17 protein-coding genes are annotated in these 17,644 nt (G+C 75.7%); 11 read left to right on the top strand and 6 right to left on the bottom strand.

Features of this window, described 5'->3' with window-relative positions; translation table 11 throughout:
* Nucleotides 1-332: 332 nt before the first annotated feature.
* From shbA to MTO91_RS15325, 5 genes are all read left to right on the top strand, one after another.
* Complete coding sequence (gene shbA / locus MTO91_RS15345; RefSeq protein WP_405416805.1) at nt 333-1,082, top strand: RNA polymerase sigma factor ShbA; 750 nt, start codon at nt 333-335, stop codon at nt 1,080-1,082.
* 258 nt (nt 1,083-1,340) lie between these two features.
* Nucleotides 1,341-4,013, top strand: coding sequence for an alanine--tRNA ligase (alaS, locus tag MTO91_RS15340; protein ID WP_208826926.1), 2,673 nt, complete (start codon nt 1,341-1,343; stop codon nt 4,011-4,013).
* On the top strand, nt 4,010-4,459 hold the full coding sequence (ruvX, locus tag MTO91_RS15335; RefSeq protein ID WP_208826928.1) for a Holliday junction resolvase RuvX: 450 nt from the start codon (nt 4,010-4,012) through the stop codon (nt 4,457-4,459). The genes alaS and ruvX overlap by 4 nt, the downstream gene beginning before the upstream one ends.
* Before the next feature lie 141 nt (nt 4,460-4,600).
* Entirely contained in the window at nt 4,601-5,695 is a 1,095-nt protein-coding gene (locus MTO91_RS15330; protein ID WP_476651629.1) for an endolytic transglycosylase MltG, read from the top strand.
* Nucleotides 5,696-5,799: 104 nt separating this feature from the next.
* On the top strand, nt 5,800-6,852 hold the full coding sequence (locus MTO91_RS15325) for a 2,3-butanediol dehydrogenase (RefSeq protein WP_476651628.1): 1,053 nt from the start codon (nt 5,800-5,802) through the stop codon (nt 6,850-6,852).
* Between the two features lie 8 nt (nt 6,853-6,860).
* On the opposite strand, the gene MTO91_RS15320 is transcribed toward MTO91_RS15325, so the two are convergent.
* Nucleotides 6,861-7,733, bottom strand: a complete 873-nt coding sequence (locus MTO91_RS15320; protein WP_476651626.1) for a spermidine synthase — start codon at nt 7,731-7,733, stop codon at nt 6,861-6,863.
* A gap of 87 nt (nt 7,734-7,820) precedes the next feature.
* On the opposite strand from MTO91_RS15320, the gene MTO91_RS15315 reads away from it, so the two are divergent.
* Genes MTO91_RS15315 through aroB form a run of 4 tightly spaced genes read left to right on the top strand, consistent with a single transcriptional unit; the run spans nt 7,821 to nt 11,509 of the window.
* Complete coding sequence (locus MTO91_RS15315; RefSeq protein WP_476651625.1) at nt 7,821-8,480, top strand: prepilin peptidase; 660 nt, start codon at nt 7,821-7,823, stop codon at nt 8,478-8,480.
* A 13-nt stretch (nt 8,481-8,493) separates the two neighbouring features.
* Nucleotides 8,494-9,696 carry a chorismate synthase gene (gene aroC / locus MTO91_RS15310; RefSeq protein WP_073575277.1) on the top strand — a complete coding sequence of 401 codons (1,203 nt, stop codon included), beginning with the start codon at nt 8,494-8,496 and terminating at the stop codon, nt 9,694-9,696.
* The gene (locus MTO91_RS15305; RefSeq protein ID WP_307799306.1) at nt 9,693-10,379 is read left to right on the top strand and encodes a shikimate kinase; all 687 of its coding nucleotides are present in this window, start codon (nt 9,693-9,695) and stop codon (nt 10,377-10,379) included. Before aroC ends, MTO91_RS15305 begins: the two co-directional genes overlap by 4 nt.
* Complete coding sequence (gene aroB / locus MTO91_RS15300; protein WP_476651623.1) at nt 10,376-11,509, top strand: 3-dehydroquinate synthase; 1,134 nt, start codon at nt 10,376-10,378, stop codon at nt 11,507-11,509. The genes MTO91_RS15305 and aroB overlap by 4 nt, the downstream gene beginning before the upstream one ends.
* Nucleotides 11,510-11,527: 18 nt before the next feature.
* Here the strand turns inward: aroB and MTO91_RS15295 are convergent, their stop codons facing one another.
* Nucleotides 11,528-12,112, bottom strand: a complete 585-nt coding sequence (locus MTO91_RS15295; protein WP_476651622.1) for an HdeD family acid-resistance protein — start codon at nt 12,110-12,112, stop codon at nt 11,528-11,530.
* 121 nt (nt 12,113-12,233) lie between these two features.
* On the opposite strand from MTO91_RS15295, the gene MTO91_RS15290 reads away from it, so the two are divergent.
* Nucleotides 12,234-13,181, top strand: a complete 948-nt coding sequence (locus MTO91_RS15290; RefSeq protein WP_476651621.1) for a YihY/virulence factor BrkB family protein — start codon at nt 12,234-12,236, stop codon at nt 13,179-13,181.
* Here the strand turns inward: MTO91_RS15290 and MTO91_RS15285 are convergent.
* Nucleotides 13,137-13,652 (bottom strand): hypothetical protein, encoded by a 516-nt coding sequence (locus MTO91_RS15285; RefSeq protein ID WP_476651619.1) that lies wholly within the window; start codon nt 13,650-13,652, stop codon nt 13,137-13,139. The two genes, MTO91_RS15290 and MTO91_RS15285, sit on opposite strands and share 45 nt — an antisense overlap.
* A gap of 10 nt (nt 13,653-13,662) precedes the next feature.
* The gene (locus tag MTO91_RS15280; RefSeq protein WP_062395645.1) at nt 13,663-14,379 is read right to left on the bottom strand and encodes an MBL fold metallo-hydrolase; all 717 of its coding nucleotides are present in this window, start codon (nt 14,377-14,379) and stop codon (nt 13,663-13,665) included.
* A gap of 46 nt (nt 14,380-14,425) precedes the next feature.
* Here MTO91_RS15280 and MTO91_RS15275 point away from each other — a divergent pair, with 46 nt between their 5' ends.
* Entirely contained in the window at nt 14,426-15,505 is a 1,080-nt protein-coding gene (locus MTO91_RS15275; RefSeq protein ID WP_476651617.1) for a M24 family metallopeptidase, read from the top strand.
* Here MTO91_RS15275 and MTO91_RS15270 read toward each other — a convergent pair.
* Together MTO91_RS15270 and MTO91_RS15265 are read right to left on the bottom strand one after the other, a co-directional pair.
* Complete coding sequence (locus MTO91_RS15270; protein ID WP_476651615.1) at nt 15,492-16,694, bottom strand: ABC transporter permease; 1,203 nt, start codon at nt 16,692-16,694, stop codon at nt 15,492-15,494. The genes MTO91_RS15275 and MTO91_RS15270 overlap by 14 nt on opposite strands.
* On the bottom strand, nt 16,691-17,626 hold the full coding sequence (locus MTO91_RS15265) for an ABC transporter ATP-binding protein (protein WP_476651613.1): 936 nt from the start codon (nt 17,624-17,626) through the stop codon (nt 16,691-16,693). Before MTO91_RS15265 ends, MTO91_RS15270 begins: the two co-directional genes overlap by 4 nt.
* Between the last annotated feature and the right edge of the window lie 18 nt (nt 17,627-17,644).

Genomic DNA, 17,644 nt, shown 5'->3' with positions numbered 1-17,644 from the left:
ACGCCGCCCCGCCCGGGTCACGGCCCGCAGGCGGAGGACACCCCTCCGACAGGGGTGGACGCCCGCCCGAGCCCGAGGTTGCCCCCATCAGGACCAAAGTCCCTACTTTCCGTCGACGTATACCGCAAATTGTGCATGTTGATTGACCCCGAAAGGGTGCACCGGAAGGGTTGATCGCAGGCCGGGGCGCGGCCGAGCGGACCTGCCGGCAGCGCCGACCACCACCGGCGGAGGACAGCGCGACAGTCGCGCCGCCCGACCTCTCCTGGGTCGGACGGGCGGTGCCGGCGCCTGACGCGGCCCCCGGGTCGCGACCGAGGAGAGCTGGGCAGATGCACGACGGACCCGTGGCCATCGCGACCGCACCCGAGGACGCCGCCGAGGAGGTCGACTCCCGGCAGGCGGCGGACCTCCTCCCGCCGGAGATGCTGGCCGCGGCCGTCGCCGGCGACGAGCGCGCGGTCGCGCTGCTCCTGGCGAAGGTGCACCCGCAGGTGGAGCGCTTCTGCCGGGCCCGGCTGGGCCGGCGCGAGACGATCCTCGGCTCGGCCGACGACGTCGCGCAGGACGTCTGCATGGCCGTGCTCTCCGTGCTCCCGGACTACCGGCCGTCGGGGATGTCGTTCCGGGCGTTCGTGTTCGGCATCGCCCGGCACAAGATCGCCGACGCGTTCCGGGCGATGGCCCGCAACCGCTGCGACGCCGTCGAGGAGCTCCCCGAGCGGCTCAGCCGCGAGGACGACCCGGAGCAGGTCGTGCTCGACGCCGAGCGCAACGACCGCCTCTCCGAGCTCATGGGCCTGCTCGGCCCGCGCCAGGTCGAGATCCTCACGCTGCGCATCGCGGTCGGGCTGACCGCGGAGGAGACCGCCGACGCGCTCGGCTCCACCCCCGGTGCGGTCCGCGTCGCCCAGCACCGCGCGCTGCAGCGGCTGCGCCGCGAGCTCGAGGAGCGCGCGTCCCGCCGGGCCGGCGTCCGGGTCGTCGCCGTCCCCGCCCCGCGGACCCCCGTCCGCGCCCACCGCGTCCTCGTCCCCGCGCCGCGGACCCCCCTCGACGCCCCGCTGCCGGTCGCGGTCTGACCGGAGCGAGACGGCGGACCCGCCGGCCCTCCGGTCGACCCCCCGGACCGGGAGCACGGCGGGACCCGCAGACGGCCGGTGCCGGTGCGCTCGGGCGCGCACCGGCACCGGCCGTTCCTCCTCCGGGTGCCGGTAACCTGGTACGACCGGCCTCCCGCGGCGTCCCCACGCCGCGCGGCCTACGGTGTGGCGCGGGCGCAGGGCGCCCGCCCCGTCGCCGACCCGTCGCCAGCCGTACCCGTCACGAGAGACCCACCGGTGCAGACCCACGAGATCGTCCGTCGTTTCACCGCCCACTTCGAGAGCAACGGGCACACGCCCGTCCCCAGCGCCTCGCTGATCCTCGAGGACCCGCAGCTGCTGTTCGTCAACGCGGGCATGGTGCAGTTCAAGCCGTACTTCCTCGGCGACGTCCCCGCGCCCTACCCGCGCGCGACGTCGATCCAGAAGTGCGTCCGCACCCCGGACATCGACGAGGTCGGCAAGACCACCCGGCACACCACGTTCTTCCAGATGGCCGGGAACTTCTCCTTCGGCGACTACTTCAAGCGCGGCGCCATCGAGTTCGCCTGGTCGCTGATCACCCGCAGCCAGGACGAGGGCGGCTACGGCTTCGACCCCGAGATCATCTGGGTCACCGTCTACCACGACGACGACGAGGCGATCGCGCTCTGGAAGGAGATCGCCGGCCTGCCCGAGGAGCGCATCCAGCGCCGCGGCGGCGACGACAACTACTGGGACATGGGCGTCCCCGGGCCCGGCGGCCCCTGCTCGGAGATCTACGTCGACCGCGGCCCGGAGTTCGGCGCCGAGGGCGGCCCCGAGGCCGACGAGGACCGCTACCTCGAGATCTGGAACCTCGTCTTCATGCAGGACGAGCGCGGCGCGCTGTCCCCGAAGAAGGGGCACCCCCCGATCGGCACCCTGCCGCACAAGAACATCGACACCGGGATGGGTGTCGAGCGGGTCGCGTTCCTGCTCCAGGGCGTCAACAACGTCTACGAGACCGACCTCGTCCGCCCGGTCATCGCCAAGGCCGAGGAGCTGTCCGGGAAGCGCTACGGCGCGGGCGGCCCGGACGGCGAGATCGACGACGTGCGCTTCCGCGTCATCGCCGACCACGCCCGCTCGTCGCTGATGATCGTCGGCGACGGCGTCACCCCCGGCAACGAGGGCCGCGGCTACGTGCTGCGCCGGCTGCTGCGCCGCATCGTGCGCTCGGCCCGGCTGCTCGGCGTCACCGGGCCGTGCCTGGGCGAGTTCGCCGCCGTCGTCCGCGACACCATGGCGCCGACCTACCCCGAGCTCGCCACCGACTTCGAGCGGATCTCCGCGGTCATCCGGGCCGAGGAGGACACCTTCCGCGCCACGCTGACCGCCGGCGAGCGGATCTTCGAGGGCGCGGTGTCCCGCGCCCGTTCCGCCGGCAGCGACACCCTGCCCGGCGACCAGGCGTTCGCGCTGCACGACACCTACGGCTTCCCGATCGACCTGACGCTGGAGATGGCCGCCGAGGCCGGGCTGACCGTCGATCGGGAGCGCTTCACCGCGCTCATGGACGAGCAGCGCTCGCGGGCCAAGGCCGACGCCGCCGGGCGCAAGGTCGGCTTCGTCGACGCCTCGGTCTACCGCGCCGTCCTCGACACGCACGGCGCCACCGACTTCCTCGGCTACCAGACGCTGCAGTCGGAGTCCCGCGTCGTCGGGCTGCTGCGCGACGGCGCCACCGTGCCCGCCGCCCACGAGGGCGAGCAGGTCGAGGTGCTGCTCGACCGCACCCCGTTCTACGCCGAGGCGGGCGGCCAGCAGGCCGACACCGGCCTGCTGCGCGGCGCGTCCTTCGAGGTCCGGGTCGACGACGTCCAGTCCCCGGTCGCCGGGCTGCGGGTGCACCGCGGCGTCGTCACCGCCGGCACCGTGACCCTCGACGCCGAGGTCGTCGCCGAGGTCGACCGCACCCGCCGGTCCGCGATCTCGCGCGCGCACACCGCCACCCACCTCGTGCACGCCGGGGTCCGCGGCGCGCTCGGCAGCGCCGCCGCCCAGGCCGGGTCGCTCAACGCCCCGGGCCGGCTGCGGTTCGACTTCACCTCCCCGACCGGAGCCGTGCCGCCCGCGGCGCTGGTCGAGATCGAGGAGGAGGTCAACTCGGTGCTCCAGGAGGACCGGGAGATCCAGACCTACGAGACCTCCATCGACGAGGCCCGCACGCTCGGCGCGATGATGCTGTTCGGCGAGAAGTACGGCGACCGCGTGCGCGTCGTCGACATGGGCGACTACTCGCGCGAGCTGTGCGGAGGCACCCACGTCGGGCGCACCGGTGAGCTCGGCCTGGTCCGGGTGCTGTCCGAGGCCTCCATCGGCTCCGGGGTGCGCCGCGTCGAGGCGCTGGTCGGGCTGGACGCCTTCAAGCACGCCACCACCGAGCACCTGCTGGTCAACCAGCTCGCCGACCAGCTCAAGGCCCGCCCGGAGGAGCTGCCGGAGCGGATCAACGGGATCGTCGAGCGGCTGCGGACCGCCGAGCGCGACCTGGAGAAGCACCGCGCCGACGCCGTCCTGGCCTCGGCCGGGGCGCTCGCCCAGCAGGCCGAGGACCTCGACGGGACCGCCCTGGTCGCCGTCACCGCGCCGGACGGTGTCGGTGGCAACGATCTGCGGACCCTCGCCGCCGACGTCCGGGGCAAGCTGGGCGACCGGCCCGGCGTGGTCGTGCTGTTCGGCGTCGACGGGGAGAAGGTGTCGTTCGTCGTCGCCACCACGAAGGCGGCCCGGGACAACGGGATCGCCGCCGGGAAGCTGATCGGGGAGTTCGCCGCGGCCGTCGGCGGGCGCGGCGGCGGCAAGCCCGACCTCGCCCAGGGCGGTGGCACCGACCCGGCCGGGATCGACGCCGCGGTGCAGAAGCTGCGCGCCGCGCTGCGTCCGTGACCCCCACCCGCGGGCGGCGCCTGGGCATCGACGTCGGCGCCGTCCGCGTCGGGGTCGCCATGTGCGACCCGGACGGGATCCTCGCGACCCCGGTCGAGACCGTGCCCCGCGACGCCGAGGGCGGCGCCGACGTGCGCCGGATCGCCGCGCTGGTGGCCGAGCACGACGTCGTCGGCGTCGTGCTCGGGCTGCCCCGGAACCTGCGCGGCGAGGACGGCCCGGCCGCCGTCGCCGCACGGGAGTTCGCCGCCGCACTGGAGGCGGGGCTCGCCGCGGCCGGCTGCGCGGTCCCCGTCGAGCTGACCGACGAGCGGATGACGACCGTCGTCGCGACCCGGCAGCTGGCCGGGCGCGGCGTGCGCGGCCGCAAGCAGCGTGCGGTCATCGACCAGCAGGCCGCGGTGGCCATCCTGCAGGGCTGGCTGGATACCACCCGCGGGACCTGATCACCGTGACCGGGGGTGACCACGGGCCGTGCCCGCGGCGGATACCCTCGAGCCCGTGACCGGCGCCGGCGAGAACGACGTGACGTCCCGGGGCCCGATGTGAGCGTGACCGCGGGGCCCGTACGACACCGTCCGACCCCGGTGCATTTCCGGCGTCGGCGGCTCGCCCTGCTGGGGTCGGCGTTGCTGGCCGGTGCGGTGCTCGTCGCCGTCGGCCTGTACCTGCGCGGCGCCGACGACTACTCCGGCTCCGGCAGCGGCTCGGTCGTGGTGCGCGTCGAGTCCGGCGACACCACCAGCGCGATCGGGGAGACCCTGACCGGGCTGGACGTGGTGAAGTCCCGGGCCGCGTTCGTCGAGGCCGCCGCCGAGGAGCCCGGCATCCAGCGGGTCCAGCCCGGCTACTACGAGCTGCGCTCGCAGATGTCCGGCGACTCCGCGGTCGAGGGGCTGCTCGACCCGGAGCGGCGCGTCGGGTTCTTCGACGTCAAGGGCGGTGTCCAGCTGGACGACACCCGCGCCCCGGACGGCACCGTCTCCCCGGGCGTGCTGTCCCAGATCTCCCGTGCCACCTGCCTCGGCACCGCGGACGGGGACGCCCGCTGCACCGGCGTCGACGCGCTGCGCGCCGCGATGGCCGACGCCGACCCGGCCGCGATCGCCGTCCCCGAATGGGCCCGCGCGGGCTACCGGGCGGCCGCCCCGGAGCGCCGGATGGAGGGTCTGGTCGCCCCCGGGCCGTACGACCTGGATCCGCGCGGCACCCCGGAGCAGGTGCTGCGTCAGGTGCTCACCGCGTCGGCGACCAGGCTGGAGGCCGCCGGGCTGGGCGGGGAGAACGCCTACCGCACCCTCGTCCTCGCCTCCGTCGTGGAGAAGGAGGCGCTCGTCCCCGACATGCCGAAGGTGGCCCGGGTGATCGAGAACCGGCTCGCGGTGAACCAGCGCCTGGAGATGGACTCCACCGTCAACTACCCGCTGGACGTGCAGGCGCTGCGCACCACGGCCGAGGCCCGCAGCACCCCCGGGCCGTACAACACCTACCTCAACACCGGGCTGCCGCCGACGCCCGTCGCTTCGGTGTCCACCGCGGCGCTGTCGGCCGCGGAGTCCCCGGCCGCGGGCCCGTGGCTGTTCTTCGTGCGGTGCACCACCGAGGGCGCCTCCTGCTTCGCCACGACCTACCCCGAGCACCTCGGCAACGTCGACCGCGCCCGCGCCGCCGGAGCGTTCTGACCCATCACCGGGCGCGCATGCAACCTGGGCCCAACCCGTGACGGCGCTCACCCCCCGCCGGTAGACCGGGACCCGACAGCGATGTCAGGCGAGAGGAGCCAGCGATGCGTGCGGTCGTCTACCGGGGGCCCGGGGACCTCGACATCACCGACGTGCCCGAGGGCGAGGTGGGTCCCGGCGAGGTCCGTCTCCGGGTCGGGTTCAACGGCATCTGCGGCTCGGACCTGCACGAGTACTACGCGGGCCCGATCTTCATCCCGAACGGGGAGAAGCACCCGCTGACCGGCCGCGAGCTGCCGCTGACCCTCGGCCACGAGTTCTCCGGCACCGTCGTCGAGATCGGGGCCGGCGTCGAGGGCGTCGCCGAGGGCGACCGGGTCGCGGTGATGCCGCTCTACACCTGCGGGACCTGCTCACGCTGTTCCGAGGGCCGCTACAACGTGTGCGCGCAGATCGGCTTCCACGGGCTGATGGCCGACGGCGGCATGGCCGAGACCACCGTCGTCCCGGCGCACATGCTGCACCCGCTGCCGGAGAACGTGTCGCTGGAGATGGGCGCGCTCGTCGAGCCCATGGCCGTGGCCTACCACGCGGCCGAGCTCGGCGGGGTGAACCCGGGCGACACCGCGCTGGTGTTCGGCGCCGGGCCGATCGGGATCGGCCTGTGGTTCGCGCTGCGCGGCATGGGCGTGGAGGACGTCCGCGTCGTCGAGCCGTCGGCGACCCGGCGCGGCGCGATCGAGCGGCTCGGCGCGCACACCCTCGACCCGACCGCCCAGGACGTACCGGCGATCGTGGCGGAGGCGACGAACGGGCGCGGCGCCGACGCCTGCTACGACGCCGCGGGTGTCGCCCCGGCGGTCGCGACCGCGCTGGAGTCGCTGGGCGCCGGCCGCCCCATGGTCAGCGTCGCGATCTACGAGACGCCGCTGGTGACCCCGCTGCTCAACCTGGTCCTCGGGGAGTCCCGCATCCAGGGCTCGCTCTGCTACACCCACTCCGACTACCGGGCGGTGATCGAGCTGATGGCGAACGGTCACTACGACACCACCGGCTGGATGGAGAAGATCGCCATGCGCGACGTCGTCGAGGAGGGCTTCGAGGCGCTGCACGCGGGCCGGAAGATGAAGGTCCTGGTCGACCCGTCCCTGGCCTGAGCCGGGGGTCACTGCCCCCAGAAGCCCTCCGGCGGCCGGGGCGAGGGTGCGGCGCACGCGTCGGTGACGACGCCCGCGCCGCGCCCGAGGGCGCGGGTGCCGGCGTCGTCGAGGACCCGGGCCGGGAACGGGTCCCCGGCCGCCCGGCGGGTCACCCCGGGCACCGGCAGCTCCCGGTCCGACGCGGCCAGTACGAGGTTGCCGAACCGGCGTCCGTGCAGCACGTCCGGGGCGGCGACGAGTGCGAGCTCGGCGAACGCCGCCCCGGCCGTCGCGATCTGGCCGGGCAGGAACGGCCAGGGGGCGCCGTCGCCGAGGTTCGCCACGTGCATCCCGGTCGGCGCGAGCACCCGGCGGACGGCGGTGAGGAACTCCGTCGTCGTGACCTGGGCCGGGGTGCGGGCCCCGGCGAACACGTCGACGACCACGACGTCGAACGACGCGGGCGCGAACCGGCCCAGGGTGGCGCGCGCCTCCCCGGTGACCACGGACAGCCCGTCGGCGACCCCCGGGCCCGGCAGCCGGTGCGCGACCAGGGCGGCCAGCTCGCCGTCGAGCTCGACGACGGTCTGGGCCGACCCGGGGCGGGTCGCGGCGACGTAGCGGGCCAGCGTCCACGCCCCGCCGCCCAGGTGCAGTACCCGCAGCGGCACCGCGGGCGGCGCGGCGAGATCGACGAGGTGGGCGATCCGGCGGACGTACTCGAACTCGAGGTGCTCGGGGTCGTCGAGGTCGACATGGGACTGGGCCGTCCCGTCGAGCAGCAGCGTCCACGACGACGGCCGCGCCGCGTCCTGCACCAGCTCGGCGACACCGTGGTCGACCTCGGCGCGGACCACCGCCCCGGCCCGGCGGTCACCCTGCGGCGCACTGGAACCCATTCCGGTCATCCTGCCCGCGCCCGGCGGGCTGTCCACAGGCGGGCAACCCGTCGGTCCGGACGGCCCGGCCCGCCCCAGGATCGAGGCATGGACCTCGCCGCCACCGCCACCGTCCTCGTCGCCGCCGTCCTCGGCGGGGGTGCCGGCGTCGCGACCCGGCGCTGGCTGGCCCGGCTGCCGCGCGGCGCACCGGTGCCGGCCGGGTGGTGCGAGGCGGGGCTGGCGCTGTCCGGGGCGGCGACGGCGGGGCTGGTCGTGTCGGGGCTGCTCGACCCGCGGTGGACGGCGCTGCTCGCGGTGCTGTCCTGGCTGGCCGTGGCGGGATCCGCGACCGACCTGCTGGTGCGGCGGCTGCCGAACGCGCTCACCCTGCCCGCGCTCGCGCTGGTGCCCGCGGCGCTCGTCCCGGCCGGGGGTGCTGCGGTGGGGCGCGGCCTGGCCGGGGCGGTGCTGCTCGGCGGCGCCTACCTGGTGGTGCACCTGGTGTCACCGCGGGCGATGGGCGGCGGCGACGTGAAGCTCGCCGGTCCGGTGGGCGCCGCGGCCGCCGGTGCGGGATGGGCGGCGCTGCCGGTGGTCGCGGTGCTGGCCGCGGTCGTCTCGGCGGCGGTGGCGCTCGTCGCAGTCGGGGCCAGGCGGGCCGGGTGGGGGAGCAGGCTGCCGCACGGCCCGGTCCTGCTCGGTGCGGCACTGGCGGTCGTGGTGCCCGCGGTCGTGGTGCTGTCGGGCGCCCGGATCCCCGGGTGAGAGGATGGTCGCCGTGCTGCGATGGATCACCGCCGGGGAGTCCCACGGTCCGGCCCTGGTGGGCGTGCTGGAGGGCATGGTCGCCGGGGTCTCGGTCACCACCAAGGAGCTGCAGGCCGAGCTGGCCCGCCGCAAGCTCGGCTACGGCCGCAGCCCGCGGATGGCGTTCGAGGCCGACGAGCTGGAGGTCATCGGCGGCCTGCGGCACGGCCTCACGCAGGGCGGGCCGGTCGCGGTCCGCATCGCCAACACCGAGTGGCCCAAGTGGGAGACGGTGATGGCCGCCGACCCGGTGGACCCGGAGCTGATCGCGCACCGCGCCCGCAACGCGCCGCTGACCCGGCCCCGTCCCGGCCACGCCGACCTCGCCGGCATGACCAAGTACGGCTTCGACGAGGCCCGCCCGGTCCTGGAGCGCGCCAGCGCACGCGAGACCGCCGCCCGCGTCGTGCTCGGCACCGTCGCCAAGGCGTTCCTGCAGCAGGCCCTCGGCGTGACGATCGTGTCCCACGTCGTGGGCATCGGCGCCGTCGACGCCCCGGACGACGAGCCGCTGCCCGGCCCCGCCGACCTCGACCGCATCGACGCCAACCCGGTGCGCGCCTTCACCGACGCCACCGGCGCCGCGATGGCCGCCGAGATCGACGCCGCGCACGAGGCGGGCGACACCCTCGGCGGGGTCATCGAGGTCATCGCCTACGGGATGCCGGTCGGCGTCGGCACCTACGTGCAGGCCGACCGTCGGCTCGACGCCCGGCTCGCCGCCGCGCTGATGGGCATCCAGGCGATGAAGGGCGTCGAGATCGGCGACGGCTTCCGCACCGCGCACCGCCGCGGCTCCGTCGCTCACGACGAGATGGTCCCCGCCGGTTCGCCCGGGCAGGGACCGGCGGGCACCGTGCCGGTCACCCGGCTCACCAACCGGGCCGGCGGCATCGAGGGCGGCATGACCAACGGTGAGCCGGTCCGGGTCCGCGTCGCGATGAAGCCCATCTCCACCGTCCCCCGGGCGCTGCGCACCATCGACACCACCACCGGCGAGGAGGCCACCGCCATCCACCAGCGCTCCGACGCCTGCGCCGTGCCGCGCGCCGGGGTCGTCGTCGAGACGATGGTGGCGCTGGTGCTGGCCCAGGCCGCACTGGAGAAGTTCGGCGGCGACTCGCTCGACGAGACCCGCCGCAACCTGGCCTCCTACCTGGCGGGGCAGCGGTGACCGCGCCGGCCCCCACCCCGGCCCCCGACGCCGAGGGCCGCCCCTGGGTGGTGCTCGTCGGCCCGCCCGGGTCCGGCAAGAGCACGGTCGGCTCGCTGCTCGCGCAGCGGCTCGGGCTGAACTTCGCCGACACCGACGCCGCGATCGTCGCCCGCATCGGCAAGCCGATCGCGGAGATGTTCGTGCAGGAGGGCGAGGCCGCGTTCCGCGCGCTGGAGCGCGAGGTCGTCGCCGAGGAGCTGCGCGCCGGGCACGGCGTCCTCGCCCTCGGCGGCGGCTCCGTGCTGGCCGCCGAGACCCGCGCACTGCTCGCGGGGCACCGCGTCGTCGCCCTCGAGGTGGACCTCGCCGACGGGATGCGCCGCACCGGGATGTCCACCGCGCGCCCGCTGCTGGCCGGGGTGAACCCGCGGGCGACGTTCCGGGCGCTGCTCGCCGAGCGGGCCCCGCTCTACGCCGAGGTCGCCACCGTGGCGGTCACGACGGTGCGCCGCAGCCCCAACCAGGTCGTCGCCGCCGTGCTGGCCGAGCTCGGGCACGGCCCGTCCGCGCTGCCCGAGGCCTCCCCGGACGCCGCCGACCCGTTCGACCGGCCCACCCCGCGCCAGGACTCGACACTGCCGGCGCCCGGCTTCGGCTCGCCGCAGGACGGGGCCGGCACCGAGCGGGCGGAGGCCCGATGACGTCCACCCCGTCCGGCACGCTGCCCGACACCTCCGGCACCACCGAGTCCGACGGCTCGGTCCGCATCGACGTCCGCACCGAGCAGCCCTATCCGGTGCTCGTCGGCGCCGGGGTGGCCGGGCGGCTGGCCGAGGTCGTCGCCGGCACCGGTGCGGGCCGGGTCCTCGTGCTGCACCCGCCGACGCTCGCCGACCGCGCCGGTGCCGCCCGCGCCGAGCTGGAGGCCGCCGGGCTGGCCGCGTTCACCCACGAGGTGCCCGACGCCGAGGACGGCAAGTCCCTGGCCTCGCTGGCCGACTGCTGGGACGCCTGTGCCGGTGCCGCGCTGACCCGGGCCGACGTGGTCGTCGGGTTCGGCGGGGGAGCGGTCACCGACCTGGCGGGGTTCGTCGCCGCGACCTGGATGCGCGGGGTGCGGGTCGTGCACGTCCCGACCACGCTGCTCGCGATGGTCGACGCCGCCGTCGGCGGGAAGACCGGCATCAACACCGCCGCCGGGAAGAACCTGGTGGGCGCCTTCCACGAGCCGTCCGCGGTGCTCGTCGACCTCGACACGCTGCGCACGCTGCCGCGTCCCGAGCTCGTCGCCGGGTCCGCGGAGGTGTGGAAGGCCGGGTTCATCGCCGACCCGGTCATCCTCGACCGCGTCCGCGCCGACCCGGCGGCCGCGCTGGACCCGGCCGGGCCGGTGCTCGGCGAGCTGGTGCGCCGCGCGATCCGGGTGAAGGCCGACGTCGTCGGGGCGGACCTGCGCGAGTCGCACCTGCGGGAGATCCTCAACTACGGCCACACCCTCGGCCACGCCGTGGAGCGCCGCGAGCGCTACCGGTGGCGGCACGGCAACGCCGTCGCGGTCGGCCTGGTGTTCGCCGCCGAGCTGGCCCGCGCCGCGGGGCGGCTCGACGACGCCACCGCCGACCTGCACCGCGAGGTGCTGGAGCTGGTCGGGCTGCCGACGCGCTACGAGCCCGGCGTGCTCGACGAGCTGACCGAGACCATGCGCGGGGACAAGAAGTCCCGGGCCGGGACGCTGCGCTTCGTCGTGCTCGACGGCCTCGCAGAGCCGGGGCGGCTGGAGGGCCCGGACCCGGCGCTGCTGAAGACCGCGTACGCCGCGATCTCCGGCTGAGACCGCTGTAGGCACACCTCAGCCGAGGGCGGGGTGGGTACGCGACCCGACGGCCTGCACGAGCAGCAGCACCCCTGCGGCCAGGGCGAACGTCCCGACCAGCCACAGCATCGCGAGGATCCCGGACGCGGGCCACAGCAGCAGCAGTACTCCGAACAGCACGTCGAGAACGGCCCGTCCGGCGACCCACCCCCACGGCCCGCCGTGCCTGCGGACCTCGTTGGCCGAGACCGCGGTGACGACTCCGGCGACGATCGCCCAGAACGCGACCACGTAGAGGAAGAACAGCGCCGCGGTCGCGGGCAGCGCGAAGGCCGCCAGACCGGCGACGACCGACACCACGCCCTGCGCGACGGCCCAGCCCCAGCCGGGGCGCTCGCCCCGGTGCCGGATCCCGAGCACGACCGCGACGACGCCGTCGACCAGCGCGTACGCGGCGAAGACGTAGATCAGCACCAGCAGGGCCAGACCAGGGGTCACCAGCACGGCCAGCCCGAACAGCAGGACCAGGACACCGCGGAGCACGACGAGTCCGCGGACCCCGTGTGACGTGGCGTCCTCGGCGGTGGGCGCCCGACCTGTTCCGTCACTCGCGTCGACCATGGTCGTGCTCCGTCCGGGTGGAGGGGTTGTGGCGGGGAACGATCCCACCCGCGCCGGAGCCGCGACCGGGGCGAAGGTCCCCCGCGGCACCGGCGTTCCGGCGCGGATCGCGGTGGGGACCGTGGGAGAGGATGACCGGGTGCGCGACGTGATGCGGGACGGCCTGCGACGGCTCCGGGAGCTCCCCGCCCGGTCGCCTCTGGCGGGGCACGCCCGCCTGGCCGCCGACCGCTACCGCCACCAGCGCGGCAACCACCTGTCCGCCGCGGTCGCGTTCTACACCGTGATCGCGGCGGTGCCGCTGCTGCTCGTCCTGTTCTTCGCCCTCGGGCTGCTCGTGTTCTGGCGCACCACCACCCGCGACGACCTGGTCCTCGCCGTCGAGGCGGCGTTCCCGGCCGGGCTGACCGGCGCCGTCGCCCCCGCGGTGGAGGCCGCCGCCGACCGCAGCGGGTCGCTCGTCGGGATCGGTGCGCTCGGGGTGCTGTGGGCCGGGTCGACGTGGACGTCGTACCTGCGGGAGGCGCTGTCGGCGCAGTTCCGGCTGCCCGCCGAGCGGATCGTCTCGCCGCGCCGGGTCCTGTGGGACCTGGGCGCGCTGGGCGTGCTCGGCGCGGCCGTCCTCGCCTCGGTGGTGGTGACGTTCGCCGTGACCGGGCTGGCCGGGTTCACCCTGGAGCTGGTCGGCGTCCGCGACGCGCTCGGCGGCCGGGTCGCGCTGCGGGTGCTCGGCGCCGTCGTGGTGCTGGTCCTGGACTGGGCCGTGTTCTGCTTCGTGCTGGCCCGGCTGCCGCGCCGGCCGGTCCCGCCGGGCCGGGTCGTGCGTCCCGCCGCCGTCGGCGCGGTCGCGCTGGAGCTGCTCAAGCTCGGGGTCGCGCTCGTCGTCGGCGCCGTGTCCGACACCGCGGGCGGGGCCGTGTTCGGCACCGTGCTCGCGACGCTGTTCTTCCTGTTCCTGCTGTCGCGGCTGCTGGTGTTCTCCGCGGCGTGGATCGCGACCGACGGGACCGACCCCGCACCCCGGTCAGAGACCGACGTCGTCGAGGACCCGGCGCAGCGGGTCCGGTAGCGCCCGCAGGTCCAGCTCGGCGGCGAACAGCGCGCCGTAGCGGGCCTTGCGCCCGGAGCGCGCCGAGAGGAACCGGCGCAGGTTCTCGTCGTCGCCGCGGCCGCGGCGGCCGGGCTGACGGGCCAGGGCGTGCAGCGCGGCGAGCTCACCGCAGGCGTCGAGGACGGCGTGCACCCGCGCGGTGCCGAGCGCGCGCAGCAGCTCGTCCTCCAGGTCGGCGTCGCACACCCGGACCGGCACCGCCGCCCCGGCGGCCCGGCGGCAGTACGCCGCGGCCCCGGCGTCGCACAGCACGGCGACCCGGTCCGGGGCGGCCGGGGCGAGGGCCGCCAGGGCGGTGCCCAGGTCGGTGTAGCCGTGCAGGACGACGATCGCCACGTCGCCGGGCGGGGCGCCGCGACGTCGCGCGAGGGTCTCGAGCACCGTGGCGTCGCCGGCCCCCTCGACGAGCACCACCGCGGCCGGGGTCACGACCCGGCCGTCATGACCCGAACGCGGCCACGAACTGCTCGGCCGAGGTCGCCCGGTAGACGGTGTTGGTGGCCCGCACGTCGTCGAGCGGGGCGTTCGAGGCCGGCGAGTACCGGTGCCCCGGGTAGACCGTCGGGTTGCCCTTCAGCGCTGCCAGCTGCTGCAGCGAGTGGTACATCTGCGCGGTGTCGCCGCCCGGGAAGTCGGTGCGCCCGCAGCCCTGCAGGAACAGCGTGTCCCCGGCGACGAGCCGGTCGCCGTCCGGGCCGGGCACCAGGAAGCACTGGCTGCCCGGGGTGTGGCCGGGGGTGTGCAGCAGCCGGATCGCGACGTTCCCCACCTCGACGACGTCGTCGTGGTCGTGCGGGGTCAGGTCGGTCGCCGACAGCCCGGTCACCCGCGTCACGTAGTCGGCCTCGGCGCGCTGCACGTGGATCGGCACCGGGTGCGACCCGATCAGCTGCGCGACGCCGACGAGGTCGAAGCCCATCATCGTGCCGCCGACGTGGTCGGGGTGGTGGTGCGTGGCCAGCACCCCGGTCAGGCGCATGCCGTCGGCGTCGAGGGTCGCGAGCAGCTCGTCGGGGGAGTAGGCCGGGTCGACGACGACGGCCTCGCGGGTCTCGTCGTCGCCGATCAGGTACGAGAAGTTGACCATCTGGGTGGCCACCGGGTCACCCACGGCGTAGTCCTGGCCCGACAGCAGCTGGCGGAAGTAGAGACCCATGCCGGTGACCCTAGACAGCCGCGACACCGCACATAGGGTTCGGGCCATGTCCCACCCCGCCCGGCGCGACGCCCTGCGCGCCCTGCTCCCCGCCGCCGGACTGGACGCGCTGCTGGTCACCGACCTGCTCGACGTCCGGCACCTGACCGGGTTCACCGGCTCCAACGCCGCCGCGGTGATCGCCGCCGGCCCGGGCGGCGACCTGCTCTGCACCGACGGGCGCTACCGGGTCCAGGCCGCGGAGCAGTGCCCCGGCCTGGAGGTCCTCGTCGACCGGCCGAGCGCGCCGGCCGCCGCGGCCCGGGTCCCCGCCGGGCTGACCCTCGGCTACGACTCGGCGACCCTCACCGTCGACGGGCTGGCCGCGGTCCGCGACGCCGTCCCCGGCCGCAGGCTGCGCCGCGCCCCCGGCCTGGCCGGGCGGCTGCGCGCGGTCAAGGACGCCGGCGAGGTCGAGCGGATCGCCGCGGCCTGCGCGCTGGCCGACACCGCGCTGCGCGCCCTGCTCGACGACGGCGGCCTGCGCCCGGGACGCACCGAGGCCGACGTCGCGCTCGACCTCGACGACCGGATGCGCCGCCTGGGCGCCGACGGCCCCGCCTTCGACACCATCCTCGCCGCCGGCCCGCACTCCGCGGTGCCGCACCACCGCCCCACCGGCACCGAGCTGCGTCGCGGCGACCTCGTCAAGATCGACTTCGGGGCGGCGCTGGACGGCTACCACTCCGACACCACGCGCACGTTCTGCCTGGGCCCGGCCGCGGACTGGCAGCGTGAGCTGCACGCCCTGGTCGACGCCGCCGCCGCGGCCGGGCGGGCCGCACTCGTCGCCGGGGCGTCGGTGAGCGCCGTCGACGCGGCCGCCCGGGACGTGATCACCGCAGCCGGGTACGGCGAACGGTTCCCGCACGGCCTCGGGCACGGGGTCGGGCTCGCGGTGCACGAGCCGCCGTGGCTCGGGACCACCGCCACCGGGCGGATCGACGCCGGCAACGTCGTGACCGTCGAGCCGGGCGTCTACCTCGACGGACGGGGCGGGGTGCGGATCGAGGACACCCTGCACGTCGTCGCGGGCGGCCCGGCCGTGCCGCTGACCGGGCTGCCCCACGAGCTCATCGAGATCTGAGCGCCTCCCGCCACGGCACGGTCGCCCCGATCCGCAGCACCGACCGCTCGTAGACCCGGGCGCCCGCCTTCGCCAGCAGGACCAGCGCCACCAGCATGACCAGGGCCGACCCGGCGACGTGCCAGGCGGTCGCCGACCCGTCGGCGATCATCAGCGGCATCAGCATCGCCGGGAACGGCGGGATCCACGACAGCACGCCGAGCACCGCGGAGTCCGGCGAGCCCAGGAACCAGAACGAGACGCCGTACATCGCGAACAACAGCATCATCAGCGGCCCGGTGGTGCTGTTGACGTCCTCCTGGCGCGACACGAGGGACCCGGCGGCGGCGTAGAGCACGGCGAAGAACGCGTAGCCGAGGACGAACCAGCCCAGCGCGGCGCCGAACACCCCGAGCGCGGTGCCGGTGATCGTCAGCAGTCCGGTGGCGATCCCCGCGCCGATGCCGACGACGCCGTAGAGCAGCAGCTGGACCAGCCCGACGGCGCCGATCCCCAGCACCTTGCCCCACAGCAGGTGCAGCGGGCGGATCGTCGACAGCAGCAGCTCCACCACGCGGCTGGACTTCTCCTCGACCACGCCCATGGCGACGGTGAGGCCGAAGCCCACGATCTGCATGAACATCACGATCAGCACGACGAACGACAGCGCGGTGCGCTGCCCGGACTCGGGGTCGGCGGGGTCGAGCGCGTCGACGGTGAGCCCGGCGGGCGGGGTCGCGGCGGCCAGCTCGGCCGGGGTGAGGCCCACCGTCGCCAGCGCGGCCGCGGTGGCCCGGTCGGCGAGCGCGGCGTCGAGCACCGCGCGGGTCGCCGACGGCACGTCCGAGTCGACGACGGCGACCGCGCCCGCCGGGCCGTCCGCGGTCAGGGCGACGTCGAGGTCCCCGGCGGCGACGGCGTCGCGCCCGGCGGCCGCGGACGGCACCTCCCGGACCTCGACGGGCAGGCCGAGCCGCTCCCCGGCGGCCGCGACCGCCGCGGCGAGCGAGGCGTCCCCGGCCACCCCGACGGTGGGACGGTCGTCGCCGCCGGAGCCGAACACCGCGTAGGCGACCATGCCGCCGACGATGACCAGCACCATGATCGCGTTGCTGATCCAGAAGCTGCGCTTGTGCACCTGCACCCGGAACTCGCGACGCGCGACGAGCGCGACCGCGCGGTGCGCGGGCAGTGTGGCGGACCCGGTCATGTGACGACCTCCCGGTACAGATCGGTCAGCGACGGCGTGGTGACGGTGAAGCCGCGCACGGGCCCGGTGGCGAGCGCCGCGGCGAGGACCCGCTGGTCGTCGGCGCCGTCGCCGAGCGCCAAGACGGTGCGGCCGCGGTCCTGGGCGAGCACGGTGACCCCGGGCAGGCCCTGCGCCCAGCCGGGCGCGGCGGCGGGGGCGTGGACCTCCAGCCGGGTGCCGCCGCCGCGGCGCACCTCGCCGACGGTGCCGACGGTCCGCATCCGGCCGGCCACGAGGATCCCGACCCGGTCGCACAGCCGCTGCACCAGGTCGAGCTGGTGGCTGGAGAACAGCACCGGCACCCCGGCACGGGCCTTCTCCCGCAGCACCTCGCTCATCACGTCGACGGCGACCGGGTCCAGCCCGGAGAACGGCTCGTCGAGCACCAGCACCGCCGGGTCGTGCACGAGCGCGGCGGCCAGCTGCACACGCTGCTGGTTGCCCAGGCTGAGCGCGTCGACGGTGTCACCGAGCCGGTGATCGACGCCGAGCTGCTCGGCCCAGCGCAGCACCGCCCGGCGCGCCGCGGCCCGGTCGACGCCGTGCAGCTCGGCCAGGTAGGTGAGCTGCTCGCCGACCTTCATCTTCGGGTACAGCCCGCGCTCCTCGGGCATGTAGCCGATCGTGCGGCGCACGTCGAGATCGACCGGGCGCCCGCCGAGGCGGACCTGCCCGGAGTCCGCCGCCAGCACCCCGAGGGCGATCCGCATCGTCGTCGTCTTCCCGGCGCCGTTGGAGCCGACGAAGCCGAAGATCTCGCCCGGGCGGACGTCGAAGCTCACCCCGTCCAGGGCGACGGTGCCGCCGTAGCGCTTGGTCAGCGCGTCGATCTCGAGCGTCGCGCCGGTGCCGGTCACCGGACCGGCCCGGAGCTGCTGCTGTGCTGTCATCGGTCCCTCCCCGCTCGT

The sequence above is a fragment of the Pseudonocardia sp. 2-7 genome, from assembly GCF_056341085.1.
This window is presented reverse-complemented; position numbering and strand designations above follow the sequence as displayed.